The organism is Cocleimonas sp. KMM 6892, from assembly GCF_035798195.1.
GTDB classification, from domain to species: domain Bacteria; phylum Pseudomonadota; class Gammaproteobacteria; order Thiotrichales; family Thiotrichaceae; genus Cocleimonas; species Cocleimonas flava.
Window position 1 is genome coordinate 83,097 of record NZ_JAPFBV010000002.1, and the last position, 16,886, is coordinate 99,982.

At 40.4% G+C, this 16,886-nt stretch carries 13 protein-coding genes; 4 read left to right on the forward strand and 9 right to left on the reverse strand.

Annotated features, from left to right (window positions below; all coding sequences use genetic code 11):
• Window positions 1-178: 178 nt before the first annotated feature.
• Window positions 179-1,930 carry a sulfatase-like hydrolase/transferase gene (locus tag OO007_RS05980; protein WP_325808119.1) on the forward strand — a complete coding sequence of 584 codons (1,752 nt, stop codon included), beginning with the start codon at window positions 179-181 and terminating at the stop codon, window positions 1,928-1,930.
• A 150-nt stretch (window positions 1,931-2,080) separates the two neighbouring features.
• Entirely contained in the window at window positions 2,081-4,210 is a 2,130-nt protein-coding gene (gene recQ / locus OO007_RS05985) for a DNA helicase RecQ (protein ID WP_325808120.1), read from the forward strand.
• A 42-nt stretch (window positions 4,211-4,252) separates the two neighbouring features.
• On the opposite strand, the gene OO007_RS05990 is transcribed toward recQ, so the two are convergent.
• The 4 genes from OO007_RS05990 to ubiE form a co-directional block, all read right to left on the reverse strand.
• Complete coding sequence (locus OO007_RS05990; RefSeq protein WP_131905647.1) at window positions 4,253-4,948, reverse strand: Crp/Fnr family transcriptional regulator; 696 nt, start codon at window positions 4,946-4,948, stop codon at window positions 4,253-4,255.
• A gap of 336 nt (window positions 4,949-5,284) precedes the next feature.
• Window positions 5,285-6,940: a ubiquinone biosynthesis regulatory protein kinase UbiB gene (gene ubiB, locus OO007_RS05995; RefSeq protein ID WP_325808121.1), complete on the reverse strand. Its 1,656-nt coding sequence runs from the start codon at window positions 6,938-6,940 to the stop codon at window positions 5,285-5,287.
• Window positions 6,941-6,947: 7 nt separating this feature from the next.
• Window positions 6,948-7,613 carry a ubiquinone biosynthesis accessory factor UbiJ gene (locus tag OO007_RS06000; RefSeq protein ID WP_325808122.1) on the reverse strand — a complete coding sequence of 222 codons (666 nt, stop codon included), beginning with the start codon at window positions 7,611-7,613 and terminating at the stop codon, window positions 6,948-6,950.
• Between the two features lie 52 nt (window positions 7,614-7,665).
• Window positions 7,666-8,424: a bifunctional demethylmenaquinone methyltransferase/2-methoxy-6-polyprenyl-1,4-benzoquinol methylase UbiE gene (gene ubiE, locus OO007_RS06005; RefSeq protein WP_325808123.1), complete on the reverse strand. Its 759-nt coding sequence runs from the start codon at window positions 8,422-8,424 to the stop codon at window positions 7,666-7,668.
• A 292-nt stretch (window positions 8,425-8,716) separates the two neighbouring features.
• On the opposite strand from ubiE, the gene OO007_RS06010 reads away from it, so the two are divergent.
• On the forward strand, window positions 8,717-9,379 hold the full coding sequence (locus OO007_RS06010; protein WP_325808124.1) for a hypothetical protein: 663 nt from the start codon (window positions 8,717-8,719) through the stop codon (window positions 9,377-9,379).
• Here the strand turns inward: OO007_RS06010 and OO007_RS06015 are convergent.
• The gene (locus OO007_RS06015; protein WP_325808125.1) at window positions 9,376-9,753 is read right to left on the reverse strand and encodes an NGG1p interacting factor NIF3; all 378 of its coding nucleotides are present in this window, start codon (window positions 9,751-9,753) and stop codon (window positions 9,376-9,378) included. The two genes, OO007_RS06010 and OO007_RS06015, sit on opposite strands and share 4 nt — an antisense overlap.
• A gap of 119 nt (window positions 9,754-9,872) precedes the next feature.
• On the opposite strand from OO007_RS06015, the gene lipA reads away from it, so the two are divergent.
• On the forward strand, window positions 9,873-10,820 hold the full coding sequence (gene lipA, locus OO007_RS06020) for a lipoyl synthase (RefSeq protein ID WP_325808126.1): 948 nt from the start codon (window positions 9,873-9,875) through the stop codon (window positions 10,818-10,820).
• Window positions 10,821-10,829: 9 nt separating this feature from the next.
• Here the strand turns inward: lipA and OO007_RS06025 are convergent, their stop codons facing one another.
• From OO007_RS06025 to OO007_RS06040, 4 genes are all read right to left on the reverse strand, one after another.
• Entirely contained in the window at window positions 10,830-12,761 is a 1,932-nt protein-coding gene (locus OO007_RS06025; protein ID WP_325808127.1) for an acyltransferase family protein, read from the reverse strand.
• 582 nt (window positions 12,762-13,343) lie between these two features.
• On the reverse strand, window positions 13,344-13,880 hold the full coding sequence (yjgA, locus tag OO007_RS06030; RefSeq protein ID WP_325808128.1) for a ribosome biogenesis factor YjgA: 537 nt from the start codon (window positions 13,878-13,880) through the stop codon (window positions 13,344-13,346).
• A complete protein-coding gene (gene murI / locus OO007_RS06035) occupies window positions 13,873-14,787 on the reverse strand; it encodes a glutamate racemase (RefSeq protein WP_325808129.1) in 915 nt (304 codons plus the stop codon). The genes yjgA and murI overlap by 8 nt, the downstream gene beginning before the upstream one ends.
• Before the next feature lie 30 nt (window positions 14,788-14,817).
• Window positions 14,818-16,497, reverse strand: a complete 1,680-nt coding sequence (locus OO007_RS06040) for a hypothetical protein (RefSeq protein ID WP_325808130.1) — start codon at window positions 16,495-16,497, stop codon at window positions 14,818-14,820.
• Window positions 16,498-16,886 lie beyond the last annotated feature (389 nt).

A 16,886-nucleotide genomic window follows, 5' to 3' on the forward strand; every position in this document is an offset into this window, starting at 1 on the left:
TGTTTAATACTTTATATTCGATCCTGAATAAATTCTGTAAAATTCGACTTAAGATAAAATTCTGCTTTAACCGAAGAAATGCTCACTCTATCGTGTTTAATAGTGTTAAAAAACAATAGCAAATTAGAATTATTCAGTTGTATAAATAAAACCCCAATATTAAAAATTATAAACGAATATGAGCTTATCTAATTCCATTTTTTACAGTGCACGTTTCTGGTTAAAAGTAGCCACGTTGCTAGTGTTTGTGCTTTTTACCAATCAAGGGTTCAATTTTAGACTTGAATACTTAATTGAAACGAATAACACCACCACAATTATTGTGTTTGCTTTTTTGTGGTTGTTTTCGCTTTTAATTCTCCTTTTGGTGACTTTTCAGCAAAACACGCTAATCAGACTATTCTGGGCGCTGGTCATTGCTGCTACAACGGCTGTTTCTTATGGTTTTTACGCTGCAGGCGGTTCTGAATTAGAAGTGCTTGATGTTTTGGAGCTTTGGCAGGCCAGACATGAAACAGGCAGGGCGTTTGAACACTTTCATCATGCTGTTATTAAAGCCGGAATAGTTGCATTCATTGGATTCGTTATAATCGCTTACCCACCGCCTAAATTGACAGGAAGAGCCAGAACGCTATTAACCGCATTTGCCTGGTTGCCAATTGTGCCATTGCTTATGTTTGTTGCCCTGATTTTCATAAAATCTGATAGGGCAGTAGCAGGTTTGCCGCAACAGTTATCACCAATTTCTATTGCTACTGCGGTGGGATATAAATTATCAGTGCAGGAAATTCCGAAAAGAAAAACGGTTGAAGATAAGCCAAAATACGCCGCAAAAGTTAAACACCTTGTCTATCTGGTTGATGAAAGCATTAATCCCGATTATGTCTATACCAGTAAAGGTAAGTTGTTAGATAGCTTTATGCAGAATCAAGATAAAATCGCCAATTTTGGGACGGCAGTTTCGGGCAGTAATTGTTCTGCCAGATCAAATGCGATTTTACGTTTAGGGGCAACCAGAGATAACCTGATTGAATCTGTCAGAACCAGTCCTACTATTTGGCAATACGCGAAAAAAGCAGGTTTTCGAACCGTCTATATAGATTCTCAAGCATCTGAAAAAACGGTGACTAAACCTAACGATTTTCAAAACTATATGACCTCCGAAGAAGCTAAATTAATCGATAAGTTCTACAAAGTTAAAAATGTTGAAGGTCCGGATCTGGATTATCGCTTGCTAGAAATTATGGAAGAAGAATTACAAAGTGATAAACCTACTTTCATCTATGCCAATAAAAATGGCGCGCATTTTCCTTACGATGATAATTATCCCAAATCAGCAGAAATCTATCTGCCAGTGCCAACAGGTGAAGAAAACAGAGGTCTGGATGGACTAATGGAACTCTACGCAGATGGTTCGATGGAGCCTGTTATTAATACTTATAAAAACTCCATTTACTGGACCGTGGATAAGTTTTTTGAAAAGCTGTTTAACGAAGTTGATTTAAGCGATACAGCAATTATCTATACGTCAGATCATGGGCAATATTTTGAACCATCCAGTACTACGCACTGTACTTCTGGCGAGAATGCACCTGCTACTGAAGGACTCGTTCCATTGATGGTGATGACGGATAAAAAGCCATTGTTATCAAATTTTGTGGAATCTGCAGCGACTAATTATAATCGAACTGACCAGTTCTCATTATTCCCCACGGTACTTGATTTATTAGGTTATTCAGAAGAATTACAAAATCAATATGGACCTGATTTACTAGATCCTATTTTAAATAACGTATCAGCATTCAATACTGGCGATATTTTAGGGGTGATTTCAAAAGACACCGTTTGGCGTGAAGTGAGTCAACAAGAACGAATTCAACTGGTACCGAATGCGCCGCTTCAAGCGCCACTCAAAGTTCAGGCTCATTAAGTTAATGTAAAATAAGCTTATTTCAGGATAATTTGGTGTCTATCGCCAATTAAATATAATCTATATTTGAGCAACAGAAACTAATAAAAAAGTGCCCCAAAGTGGGGGGGTGTGTTTTAATGTTAATCAAATACTAAGCTTCAATTGATAATGACAAATACCCTAGAAAACGCACAATCTATCCTTCAAAAAACATTCGGTTACAGTGAATTCCGACACAATCAGCAACAGATTGTGCAGCAGTTGATTGATGGTGGCGATGCGTTTGTTTTGATGCCAACCGGTGGCGGTAAGTCCTTATGTTATCAAATTCCATCGTTAACACGCGAAGGCGTCGGTGTAATCGTTTCGCCTTTAATAGCATTGATGCAGGATCAAGTTGATACCCTGAATCAGTTAGGTATTCGCGCGGCTTATTTGAATTCTACCCTGAGTTCAGAAGAAGCCCGAGATGTACAGCAAGCGTTGTTTAATGATGAATTAGATATGCTCTATGTAGCACCTGAGCGATTGTTGGGTGAACATACCTTGCAAATGCTAGAGCGGTGTAAAATTTCTTTATTTGCGATTGATGAAGCGCACTGTGTATCGCAATGGGGGCATGATTTTCGCCCTGAATACCAACGCCTTTCGGTGTTGCCAGAACGCTTTCCCAATGTGCCGCGAATTGCATTAACGGCTACCGCCGACAAACGTACCCGCCACGAAATCATACAACAACTGAATTTAAGTGAAGCAGGGGTCTATACCAATAGCTTTGATCGACCGAATATTAATTACACCATTTCAGAAGCGCAAAACGGGCGCGATAAATTATGGAAGTTCATCAAGGAAAATCATCCGAATGATGCTGGAATCGTCTATTGTTTATCTCGTAAAAAAGTAGAATCAACCGCTGAATGGCTAACTAAACAAGGCGTTACCGCTTTACCTTATCATGCCGGCTTAGGTGCAAATATTCGCGCGCATAATCAACAACGGTTTTTACGGGAAGAAGGCATTATTATCGTAGCAACGATTGCCTTTGGTATGGGAATTGATAAACCTAATGTGCGGTTTGTCGCCCACCTAAGCCTGCCTAAAAATATCGAAGCGTATTATCAGGAAACCGGTCGTGCAGGACGTGATGGCGCTCCAGCGAATGCCTGGATGAGTTATGGTTTGCAAGATGTGATTACCTTGCGCCAAATGATGCAAGATAGCGTTGGAAACGATGACTATAAGCGAATAACCCAGCAAAAACTCGATTCCATGTTAGGACTGTGTGAGCTAGCAAGTTGTCGTCGGCAAACCATTCTCGGATACTTTGATGAAGAATTACCTGAGCCCTGTGGGAATTGCGATAACTGTTTAAACCCACCTGAAACATGGGATGCGACGGAAGATGCACAAAAAGCACTGTCAACGGTTTACCGAACGGGACAACGTTTTGGTGTTTCCTATGTCACGGATATTCTCATGGGAAAAACTGATGATCGTATTGCACAAAATCAACACGATAAAGTAACCACCTGGGGAATTGGTGCGCATCTAAAGCAAATTGAATGGCGCAGCTTATATCGTCAATTAATTGCGCAAGGTTATCTCACGATTAATATGGAGAAGTTTGGTGCGCTCGAACTCACCGAGGCCGCACGACCATTATTACGCGGGGAAATAGAGTTATTCGCACGTAAAGTTAAGAAGGCTGAGAAAGTCACCACTAAAAAAGGCAAAGCAAAAGCCGACTTACGTAGCATGGACGAACCTTTGTTCGAAGCAATGCGAGTACTTAGAAGTTCTCTGGCAGACGAGCAAGGGGTTCCACCTTATGTGATTTTCAGTGATGCCAGTCTTATTGAGATGGCTCGTCAACGTCCACAAGACGCTAATGCGTTTAAGTTTATTAGTGGTGTGGGCGAAATGAAATTAGAACGTTACGGCAAGCAGTTCATGCAGGTGATCAAAGATAACCCGTTGCCAAAAATGTTCAGAAATAATTTTTCAGATACCATCAATGAAACGCTCACGCTTCATAACGATGGCATGAGTGTTCAAGAAATATCTGAAAAACGTGATTTGAGCTCATCCACTATTTATTCGCACTTGGCGGATGTGATTGAAGCGGGAATGCTAAAGTCCTGGGATGTTTTGGAACTCGATGATGAGGATATCGCGACCATAGAACGTACGGCAGAATTCTTGAATACTAAGGAAGAGGGCGCATTAAAGCCCTTGTTTGAAGAGCTTGATGGCGAATGGAATTATGGCGTGTTACGTTGTGTCGTGAGCGGTTTATAAGGCTGTAAAAGTCTGTTTTGATTTAATTGTAAGCCGTATTTTTCACCACTGCGACGGTAAACGCTTAAGAATACTCACTTGTTTTCTTTCTACGGAAATATAGCCGCCTTTTTTGAGGTCTTTAAAAATTCTACTGATCATTTCACGAGATGAGCCTATCATTTCAGCAAAATCCTGATGGGTCAGCTTTTGCGTAATAAGCACCCCGTCTGCGTTTTCTTCGGCTTGTTTGTATAAGGTTTCAATCAACCGACCGTAAATATCTCTGGAGGTGAGCGAACAGATGGTTTGATCCATTGTTCGTATGCGGCTTGTTAGTGATTTAAATAGCGGCCAGCAAGCGGTAGGGTGCGTATCAATAAAGTCTTTAAACCTAACATGGTCTAAATTAAGTACTGTGCTGTCTTCAAGGGTATATACCGTAGCCGAGCGCGGAGCGTCATCCAGCAGGCTCAGTTCGCCAAAGAAATCACCGTTATTTAAAAAGGTAAATATAGTTTGATTGCCTTCTTCATCGGTCGCAAATACTTTTAAACGCCCATAAACAATGACGAATAAACTACGACTCAAGTCTCCTTGATTAATGACGATGGTATTTTTCTTATACTTAATTTCTTTCATCATGCCAGCTAGCTCTGTAAGCTCTGACATGTTCATTCCTTTGAAAAACTCTATATTTTCTAACTGCTTAGCGCGATTAGTTAATAATAAGTTAGAATCATTAAGACTGCTACTCATTGACTTCCCTCTTATTACTTGTATGTTTTTTGTTATTTTTATTTCTATACAACTTCAATATTGATTAAGTAAACCTTGAGTAACTTTACTTTATATAGCGCTAAATTGTGTTAATTATTTTTTAATAGTAATTTATTTTTAATAAATAAAATGAATTACAGGTTTAATCTGGGCTTATTGATAAAGATGATTAAGTGAAGATAAGCTAATAGCTAATGATGAAACTATTAGCCAAATAAAATCCTTAGTCGTTTAGAAAGCCATTAGACATAGACGACATTAGCAATTAAAAAAAAACCCTATAAGTAGGGGGGTGCCTAAGAAAAAAGGGGACTTTTATTTTTTCATTAACCCAAATGCTAACAACGCAATTCCCAATGAACCAAGGCCTAAGGATATGGGAGAAGTATAAGAAGACACCAGAAGCAATGGAGAGCTAGAAAGGACGGCACTAATAATTAACACACCACCAGTGACGGTATAAGTGGTTCTTTGATTGGCTTGTTTAATCTCTTCACGCAGTGCTTGAATCTGTCGTGATTCAGATTCTGAATTGCTATTTTTTTCATGAATTTGGCGGATCACTTCATTAATCATCACCGGCATGTGTGGCAACTGTTCGACGAATTTGGGTAAGTTTTCCTTAGCGCCATTGAATAATGATCTGATGCCGGATTGTTCATCCATCCAGCGCTGTATGAAAGGTTTGGCGGTTACCCATAAATCCAGATCTGGGTAGAGTTCACGACCCATGCCTTCGATATTTAACAGTGTTTTTTGCAGTAACACCAGTTGTGGTTGCACTTCCATATTAAAGCGTCGCGCAGTCTGGAATAATCTCAGCAATAGTTTGCCGTATGAAATATCTTTGATAGGTAACTGAAAGATAGGCTCGCAGACGGTACGTATCGCAGCCTCAAACTCACTGGCTTTGGTATGAGACGGTACCCATCCAGATTCTATATGGACTTCGGCAACACGTTTATAATCGCGGTTAAAAAAGGCATGTAAATTTTCCGCGAGGTAGCGCTGATCTTGAGCCTCTAAAGAACCCATGATGCCAAAATCCACACCGATAAAAGTGGGGTCTTTAGGGTTACTGATATCGATAAAAATATTCCCGGGGTGCATATCAGCGTGAAAGAAGTTATGTGTTAATGCCTGGGTAAAAAAGATATCAACAGCACGTTCGCCGAGAACCTTCATGTCTACACCGTTAGCATGTAGTTGTTTGATGTCGCCCGCCGGAACGCCATAGATGCGCTCCATGACCATTACATTTTCAGCGCAGTAATCCCAGTATACATCAGGTACATACAGATCTTTTGTGCCAGAATGATTACGTCTTAATTGACTGGCATTGGCGGCTTCTCGGCCTAAATCTAGCTCATCAAATATTACTTTTTCATAATCCTGTACCACTTCTACAGGTCGTAAACGTTTACCGACAGCGCTAAAACGATTCACCATTTTTGCGATGAAAAGCATTAAGTCGATATCGTGACGAATGGTTTTTTCTATGCCAGGTCGAACGACTTTGACGATTGCTTCTTTACCATCCTGTAAGGTAGCGGTATGCACCTGTGCGATAGATGCCGACGCGAGGGGTGTTTCATCGAAGTCTTGAAAGAGTTCGTTTACTGGCTTGCCTAAAGACTTTTCAATAATTTCACGGGCTAGTTTGCCTGAGAAAGGCGGAACGTTATCCTGCAACTTGGCGAGTTCATCTGCTAAATCGTCGGGTAACATATCTCGTCTCGTCGAGAGCACTTGTCCAAATTTTACGAATACGGGTCCAAGATCTTCCAATGCTTTTCTGATGCGTTCACCACGGGGAGCACGTTCTTCTTTTTTCCAGTTCCACGGAGATATATGATAAATAAATCGCAAAGGACGGAAGGCAGGAATGGCGTAAATCAATTCATCGAGGTTGTGACGAATCAGGACGCGATTAATGACGAAGAGCCGATAAAGCTGAGAGAAAAGATTCATGGGTGTTTTATGCTTTTTTGTTATTGCTTATTGAAGCGTTGTCAGATTTTTTAAGATTTGAAGTGAGGTTTGAAATTCTCGCATCGAGTCTATCAACGCCCATTCTTAAATCATCTACCTGATCCATATAATATTTTACTTCTGCATCAGCAGGAGAGAGTTTAGCTTCTTCATTAATATATTCTGCGGTATTCATTTTCATTGCATCATTGGTTTCATTCAACCAGCGACTTGCCCCGCGAATAAACTGTCCTGCCTGATGGGCAACAATATCTCCGACTAATCTGGATAAGTGTTCTTCCCAATCGATATCTATCTCTCTGAGAACAGCGCTAAATTTTTCTGCAATACGCATATCTCCGTCTATCTCAACATCGCTCTTGAGTAATGTTTCCCCAGAGTTCTCGGCAGTACTCAAACGAATCAATGCCATTGGTGATCCATGAATCGTGGCATCGACCATTCCGCCTTCCTTTTCTTCGGGATAATTACCAAGAACGCTTATGCCTGCAACAGCAGGAAGAAAGTATAAATTCAGCTCGAGCCCCGTTATGTGAAAACGAATGATTTTTCCTTCTAAGGGCTTCAGTTTTTCCAAAGACTCGCCATCAAGTTTCATCCAGGTATTTATGGCTGTCTCGATGGCTGATAGAAAGGGTATAGGAAGTTTCATTGAGCGTATTCTTTAATAAGAGATAATTGTAATAGCGGTGACTACAGATAACTTAAAATTTATATCCTGTATGTAACGCAACAACTCCGCCTGTCATATTGTGATACGAGGTACGTTCAAAGCCTGCTTCGTCCATCATGCCTTTCAATGTTTCCTGATCGGGATGCATACGGATGGATTCTGCAAGGTAGCGATAACTGTCTTCATCATTCGCTACGACTTTACCAATGAGTGGTAATAATTTAAAAGAATACTGATCGTAAATAGTACTCAAACCAGGTACGACAGGTTTTGAAAACTCGAGAATCATTAACTTTCCACCCGGTTTCAAAACGCGATACATAGATTTTAAGGCCGCATCTTTATCCGTTACATTTCGTAAGCCAAAAGCGATGGTAATCAGGTCGTATTTATTGTCTGCAAATGGTAAGCATTCGGCATTCGCCTGTACGTATTCGATATTGCCTGCAATACCCATATTGGTTAATCGCTGACGGCCATTTTCAAGCATCGAGCCGTTAATATCCGAGAGTGTGACTAGACCATTAGGGCCGACTATACGGGTAAATTTTGCCGCTAAATCCCCAGTGCCACCTGCTAAATCAAGAATAGTGTCGCCTTTTTTAGCGCCTGATGTTTCTATCGTATATCGCTTCCATAAACGGTGTACGCCAGCCGACATTAAATCATTCATTATGTCGTACTTATCTGCAACAGAATGGAATACGTCTGCTACTTTGCTCGCTTTATCGGTTACTGGTACTTGTTCGTAACCGAAATGCGTAGTCTCTTGAACATCTTGTTTAGACATTATTGGATACCTGGTTATTACTTAAAACGGTGCTTATTTCTATAATTTATAAATAGATATAGGCTGTTTAAATATTAATCAAAACAGTGTTTTAGTAAATAAGTTAATAAATTTGTGAGCTATGATATCAATAATATTACAGGCGTACCTTGATATTTTAATCACTGAAGCGTGTTTATGAACTATTTAATGGCAACTTCGCCACTAAACGCTATCAAGGTTTAAACACTTCCTAAAATGGATGTTTTTGGAAGTTTAAAGCAAGTTATAAAATAGTATGGAGACTATCTCAATGAAAATTGTATCAATCAAACGATTGGTTTTATTACTAATCCTCAGTTTTGGAAGTGTTTTGACACTGCCAGCTTACGCATGGCCAGATACTGACGAAATGAATATGTGCGGAGCCGCTGCTAAAAATGTACGTGCTTACGGTGGTCAATTTCGAGGTTGGGCAGCTCATGACAATTATATAGCGCAACGTGGAAAAGGGTATTACTACCGTACTAATTGCCCTGAGTCGAAGGCGACTAAGAACTACAAAGGTCAGAATTGGACGCCTGGTGCAAAGATGCGCGTTAAGCCAAAAATGCACAAAAAGCGTATGTACAAAAAGCGCATGCACAAAAAACATAGAATGCATAAGAAACACCACGCTCACAATCCTAATCACAAGAACCATGCAGATTGTATTCGCGTTGATGCCATGAATAATAGTGCTATTTTTATCAAAAAAGCGACTCGCGGTTTACAAGCAAATCGCTTACAATCAGTCGACGCTAACTTTTACCGTCAAGCTCAAGCTGTATTGAATACGACTAAAGAAAAGCGCGCAGCTAAGGTTCATAGAAAAGCGCATAACCCAAATCATAAAAATCATGCGGATTGTATTCGTGTTGATGGTTTGAATGCATCAAATAGCAGTGCAGTTAGAGTCGTTCGAAGAATTCGTTAAAACGCTTCAAGCTTTATCACAGAAAAAGCAGGCACCTCGTAGGGGTGGCTGCTTTTTAATGCCTGAACGACCGGTTCCAGGTATTCATCGGCACAAACCATTTCGACCTTGAATTCTTCTAGGCTTTCAAGCGTATTAACCTCACCGATATGGGGTTTACTCCCTGGCAATGGTTTAAATTGACCTTTCCCTAACGTTTGCCACGCGCATTCCTGATAATTTCCAACAATACCCGCACCAGCATCAAACATGGCTTGTTTGACCGCTTCGCAATCTTTGACTGGAACATAGAAGCTGATTTGAAATAAATTGCTGATGGATTGAGTCGGGGTATTCAGCGTTTCTTGATTGGAGTCTTGGTATTGTTTAGACATGGCGATATAATCCTCTATTACTTAATGAATAGCACAGTTACGATTTGTAATAAGTGTAAGACTAAAATGAGCTTGTGGCGATATAAGCAGCTAAAGGCTAAGAAGAGTTTAGGACGAATATGAGTGTGAAGAAAGCAGAACAGGGTGTGAAACTACGTGGTGCAGAAAAAGTAGCGCGAATCCCGATAAAAGTCATACCAAGTACAGAAATCAAACGTAAACCTTCATGGATACGTGCCAAAGCGCCAACTACGCCTGAAGTCAGGCGATTAAAAGAAGTATTGCGTGAACAGAAATTAGTGACTGTGTGTGAAGAAGCTGCATGCCCAAATTTAGGTGAGTGTTTCACAAAAGGTACTGCTACTTTCATGATTATGGGTGATATCTGTACGCGACGTTGTCCGTTTTGTGATGTTGGTCATGGTCGTCCAGAACCGTTAAATGTAGATGAGCCAGCAAGCCTTGCAGAAACCATCAAGGCAATGGCACTGCGATATGTTGTTATTACCTCAGTAGATCGTGATGACTTACGTGATGGTGGAGCACAACATTTCGTCGATTGCATAAATGCAGTTCGTGAGAGTAACCCAGACATTCAAATAGAAATCCTAACACCTGATTTTAGAGGCCGTATGGATATTGCTCTTGAAATCATGACTAAATCACCACCTAACGTATTCAATCATAATTTAGAAACAGTGCCTCGCTTGTATAAGCAATCACGTCCTGGTTCTGACTATCAATGGTCACTGGATTTAATTAAGAAATTCAAAGCAATGCACCCGGGAGTTCCGACTAAATCCGGTTTAATGCTAGGACTTGGTGAAGAGATTGACGAAGTCAAAGTCGTGATGCAGGATTTACGCGATCACGATTGTGAAATGCTAACCCTTGGTCAATACCTACAACCTAGCCTTGATCATTTGCCGGTGGAAAGATTCGTAACCCCAGATGAATTTAAAGAACTTGAAGTGGTAGGTTACGAGATGGGATTCTCGCATGTTGCCAGTGGTCCAATGGTGCGATCATCTTATTTTGCTGATGAGCAGGCAGCAGGCGTTATTTAAACGTTATAGTTATTGCTCGATCTGGCTTGTCATTGCAGACTGATTGATAAGATTACTTATTTCGGGGTAAATAATGTTTTGCCCCACATAATAAGAGCCTTCCAGACTGAGATGTCCATAGTCCCACACCAGTGGGCTATTCTTATCATCTACTTTAGCCAGACATTTATCGTCTTTCGTACAAAGCCTATCTATCAGAGATAGGTAACGAATATTCTTATTCTGTTGGTATTTCTCTTGCATTTTTTGATCCAGAGGAAGAATCCAGGGTCGAATACTGCCCAGATACTTATCTTTGGGATCTAACGAAGTGTATGCAATTCTGGAGGGTAAAGTGCCTCTCCATTGTGGTACTGGCCCGACGATGATGTAGCTAATATTTTTATCTGCTATTTCATCGACTATTTGATTAAAGTTGTTCAGATCATGGTCTTTATGTTGGGCAAAAATCACTACAGAAGGTTTATGTGTTTTTATAAAGTCGACTGCAAAGGTATTGCTTTCAACGCATTGCTTATAGTCATCCGTGCCCTTTTTCTTTATGTTTGCACCAATGCCTAAACCCGCACCGCAAGACTGAGCTGTAGTTGCCTGAAATTTAATGTTATTCGCTTTAAATATTTTCTCTAGACCATAGGCGAGGGCATCTGCATGAGAATCTCCCCACAGAAACACACCATCATTTTGTTTAAGGTTGGAATCTATATTTGATGAAGTAGATGTCGATGTCGAAGACTCATATCTGTTATCGATATTCAATACGCCGTAGTTTTCTTGAACGTCTTTACGCTCCATATAGTTTTCGTATTTGGAAATGTAATCGGATGCTTCCGGATGACTTAAGTAGGTGTAATTCAACATGCCATTGAAAAGGTAAATACCCGCAGAAAGCCCAAAAATAGCGAATGATAAAATCAGAGGCTTGAAGGTTATTAAGTTTTTGAAAGTAATATTTTCTAATTTATACCTTTTCTTTTCAAACAAGGAATACGAAATATAACCAAGTACAATAGACACTAAAATGCCAAAAACTTTACTGTAAAGATTGTCGTATTCATTTTTGAATAAGAATACATGCACAATCCAGTGCCACAGATAAATAGAATAAGAAATTTTACCGATAAAAAGTGAGAGTCGATTTGTCGTAAAAGGTGAACTTTCGGTATGACTGATGATAATTAAGTAAGCACCAACAACAGGCAGTAACGACATATAGCCCGGCCATAAATCATTTTTGGTAACAAAGATGAACGACGCCAAAATGAGCAATAAACCGATTGCTTCGATGCTCTTTTTTCTTGTAAAAGTAATGGGGTATAAGAAAGCCAGACCACCAATGGTCATCTCCCAAAATCGTGATCCCAATAAGTAGTAAGCAGCGCTCGGGCTGTATACACTGACGTATAAATTATAGCTAAAGCCCAGTAGTGTGATCACTATCAGTAATTTTTTGATGTTATTAATCGATAGAAATTTACTTAAAAAGAGCAGAATAACCGGATATATGAGATAGAACTGCCATTCCACGGATAAAGACCATGTGTGTAGTAACAGATTATTTTCAACACCAGGAGCAAAGTAACTCGATTCAAGCCAATAGATGATATTTGAAATAAACACCGAACTTGCGGCTGAGTTAATCCCCAGGTTTCTGTAATCCGCAGGGGTTAATACAAACCAGCCTATGATTAACAGTGTGGCACAGAGCGCAAATAACGGAGGTATGATTCTATTGGCTCTGGCAGCATAAAACCTTAAGATTGAAAAACTATCGTTTTCAATGCCTTTAAAAATTATTCCAGTCATTAAAAAGCCTGAAATAACAAAGAAAATATCGACACCAGCAAATCCACCAGGAGCCCATGCGGGTTCGAAATGGAATAGCATTACTGCCATAACGGCGATAGCTCTTAATCCATTTATGTCTTCTCTAAAATTCAATGAAGGCCTCAACTATTCAATATCTGTCTATTAATGTTCTATAGAAATAGATTCAAACAAGCGTTTGAAAATGAAAATTGTGAAACTGCGTTAAGGTGTGTTTTTCTTTCATAACTATTATTAGTAAAAATCTGAATGGTAAAAATGGATTTATTTAGGATAATTAGAGACTTAAAGTTGTTTAGTCATACATTGCCTAATGCTTATTTTTCATTGTAATGTGGTCAATATATATTAGTGAACCATTTTAACGCTTTTCATGCAATTTACTAACACTTGCAGATAAGCAGAAGAAGATTCCTGAAAATAGGCATTTGGGTTATTTAACGATTAAGCGTTTAGATAAGAAATAAAAAAAGGCTTATAAGTAGGGGGGGGCTTTTTAAGGATCACCAAGAGCCAGAAATGGAAAGCCAAATAATCGAATTATCCGTTTCAACAAACGAAACGCTAAGTTCGCCAAACTCCATCGCAGATTCCGTAAAGAATCGTCGATGTACAGTGTATACGCTGGATAAGAGCTTATTGATACTTCGGATTTACTTTAATGTCAGGATGATTTTCCTTAATACAAAACTAAAACTATTCTGCATTCTCTTGAAGTTCTTTTAAGTATTGGAATAGTAACCGTGAAGATTTCGGTGGTTTATTCTGTTGTGCTTCTTTATTAGCATTTCTGACTAATTGTCGGATGTGTTGTCTATCTGCTTCAATTTCAGTCACTAGCTGTTCAATCAGATCATTGTCACCCGCAATTAATTGGTCTCGCCAGTTTTCAAGCTGATGTAATGCCTCAACCTCTTTTTGTTGCGGAAGTGCTAATTGCTTTAGCTCTAGTTGAATCGTATCAACGTCTTCTTCGTCCATAATGCTTGAGATGAATCGAAATTGCCGTTGTAAAGCCGCTTTTTTCATCTTTTTGGCAGAAACCACTGCATCATACATACGCTCAGACAGGGTTACTTCTTCCAGTTTATTTTGTGCAAGCTCTACAAGTTCGCGCCCAAGGTCATGCAAGACCTTCATCTCGCGTTTTAGTTGGGTCTTATTCGGGCGAATTTTGTAAGGCTCGCCCGTGTGAGGGTTTATATCGTCAAGTTGGTGTGAATTATCAGTCATGGCCGTATTCTAGCGCAGGAAGGGCTTTTATGGCTATGGGATTGATTGATTTCTGCAAACTTCGTTGCCATAGCTGTTTCATACTATTAAGGGTGACTGGGTCTTTACTGCTGTTATAAAAGCTGATGTTACCCAAATGGTTTTGTTTTTCGCCCGCGGAATCAGTGTTTCCATGCACGATTCTTTGTAGATCATGCTGTTCCAACACGCGCTGTAATTGCACGGCAACTGGCTTGCCTGTTTCTAAGATTTCAATTTTTTTGTCTTTATTTATGCCTGCACCGATGCCGTTAGTAATATCTCGAATGGCGTCGATCAAGAAAGGGTAATGTGTGCAGCCAAGAATTAATGCATCAACACCCTCTGTAAGTAGGGGGGTGATGTAGTGCTTCAATAAGTCTTTTGTCTTTTCAGATTCAAGTTCACATGCTTCTACTTGCTCTACCAATCCGGGACATGCCTGAGCTAATACGCGTTTATCTGCCGCATATTGTTCTGTTAAACCCAGAAGCCGCTCACTGTTTATCGTCCGTTGAGTTGCAAGAACACCAATAATACCATTCTTACTCAATTTGCTAGCGGGTTTAATGGCTGGTTCCAGACCAATCACAGGAACATCTAGTGTCACTCTTAAAAGATCAATCGCCTCGGCAGTTGCTGTATTGCAGGCTACGACAATGGCTTTTACACCTTGGTCCAAGAGGAATTCAGAAACGATGAGTGATCGGTTGCGGACGTATTCAGCACTGTTGTCGCCATAGGGAGCGTGCGCTGAATCACCAACATAGATGAGATTTTCATGGGGAAGAAGTTGGTGGATTTCCCGAAGTACGGAAAGTCCACCAAGTCCTGAATCAAAAACACCGATTGGGCAAAGATCACCCGAATCACCCATGCTAAATGACATTTTTGAAATACTGTGCGTTGTTAGGCGATCTTAACGTCCACGAATATAATTGATCATGGCGTTATATTTAGGCGACGTTGTTCCCGCTTTTTCTAGCATTGGGAAGTAATTACGATCATCAATCGCAGCAATGCCATTAAAGTGCATTAACATGCCGCCACCCGCGCGATTCCAGGCTCTTAAGTACTTGGTATAGGCGTTACCCATTTGTGGGTTCTTATTCGCATTAGCGAATAGGCTAAAGACGCGAGGGTCTTTAATGCGATGCTGGCCATCGACACGAAGTAAATGCTGTCCGCCTTCATAAGCGAGCAGTTTTACGCCGTACTTTTTGGTAATTGCCACATTTTTAACCACACGGTCCTGAATAGCATTTTCAATTGCGCCGCCTGGGTAATTATCTTTTGCAAGTCCGCCATTCATGATCTCTCTAAACAGTTGGTTAACGCCATTGCTGCCAGATGCTGCCCAACGTTTCACTAAAGGACGGTTCTCGATACGTGCAATGTAATCACCAAAATAGGGTGCTACTGCATAAGCATCAAAAGATTTGTAACAATCTCCACCCGCTAATGGGCAGGTCATTAATTCTTCGGCCATTTTTGGTGCAGATCCATAAGCAGATACAACACAAACAGCGCGATTGCCTAATACCTGCTTGAAGATACGGCACATTTCACGGCTACGTTTAGCGTTGTAGTTAAGCGCTAAGAACAAACGGCGAGTACCAACGTTTTTGATGTCTAGCTTGCCGCGTGGCCACAATTTAAGCGCTTTGCGAGTTGCATCGTGAGTAGCAGGGTACATTGAATTCCAGATTTCATTAGAGTTCTCAACATACACTTTATGTCTACCGTTTAAGCGTGCTTTAACGGTTTGTGCGAACTTGCGATAGAAATCATCCGACGCTAAATGTGGCATTGAAAACCATGGGTCAGCCTGGCTTTGGTTTGCTAGATCGACCATCGTTTCAACAGGCATACCAGCATTGTGATTGTAAAATGCAGACTGTGGAGTAGCGCGTTGATGCCATTCTGCCAGCTTGGTTAATTTAGTATTCTGCCAAGGCATGAAGCGAATAGAATTAAAGTTACGTGAAGTCTTTAAGTATTCCGGGTTGAAAGTCTGACGGGTATAAATGCTCGCATACTTCTGCGGAATTACTTTGATGTTGCGAATGTAATTGCGCGGATTGATACGGGTAATATGTAAACGTAGATTACGTTTAGCTGAACGTAAATTAAAGTCGATGCGGCCTGGAATCTGACGTGTTACTTCTACATCGCCATGTACTTTAATGTCTGCATCACCTTCGTAGGTCACGAAATGTTTGCCGACAGGGAAGTTGTCTGGCATATCCCAGATTGCATTGATCGATGTGTAAATTGGGCGTTCGGCACGCGCAGGCAAACGCGTTGGCCAACCATTTCTGTCAACAGGAACCTGGTCAGACTCTTTGGTATTAAAAGATGTCTTTTTTGTACAACCAGGGTCAATAGGGCGATTTTGTTGCCAGTTAAATTCACACGATGTTATCCAGCCGCGTGATATTTTGAAAATATCGGTAAAAGGGTTTGATGAAGCTAAATGATGTAATCCACTGGTGTTATAACCAAGGCGGTTACCAGGAGCAGCTTGTGTGGCGGTTGATAATGACAGAACGAGCGATGCCAAAAGTGTACTGCTAAGCAGCTTGATAGATAACTTCATATTTATTCTTTATTCCTATGATTTTCTGGCAAATAAATCAAAACTGCCTAGAGTTTTTTTGCCTTATATTCGAACTGTAAAAGCGCTCAAGCGTGACACGCTTGCTACTTCTTTGACAGACCCCTTTTGAATAGTTCAGGCGATTTTAACCTTTCCTTGAGTGGCTTGCACGAATATATGTAAGTTTATGAATTACTTCTGGTTAATCGTTAGTTTACTTTGTAAACAAGCAAAAAAGTGCCCGTAAGTGGGGAGGTGGCTTTCTTAGGCTCACCAAGAGCCAAGAAAGTCCATCGTAGATTCCGTAAGGAATCGTCGATGTACAATGGTCGATCAACAACTACTGTCCTTAAGACTCAAAAGCTACTATCAAAACTTCACCAAGAGCC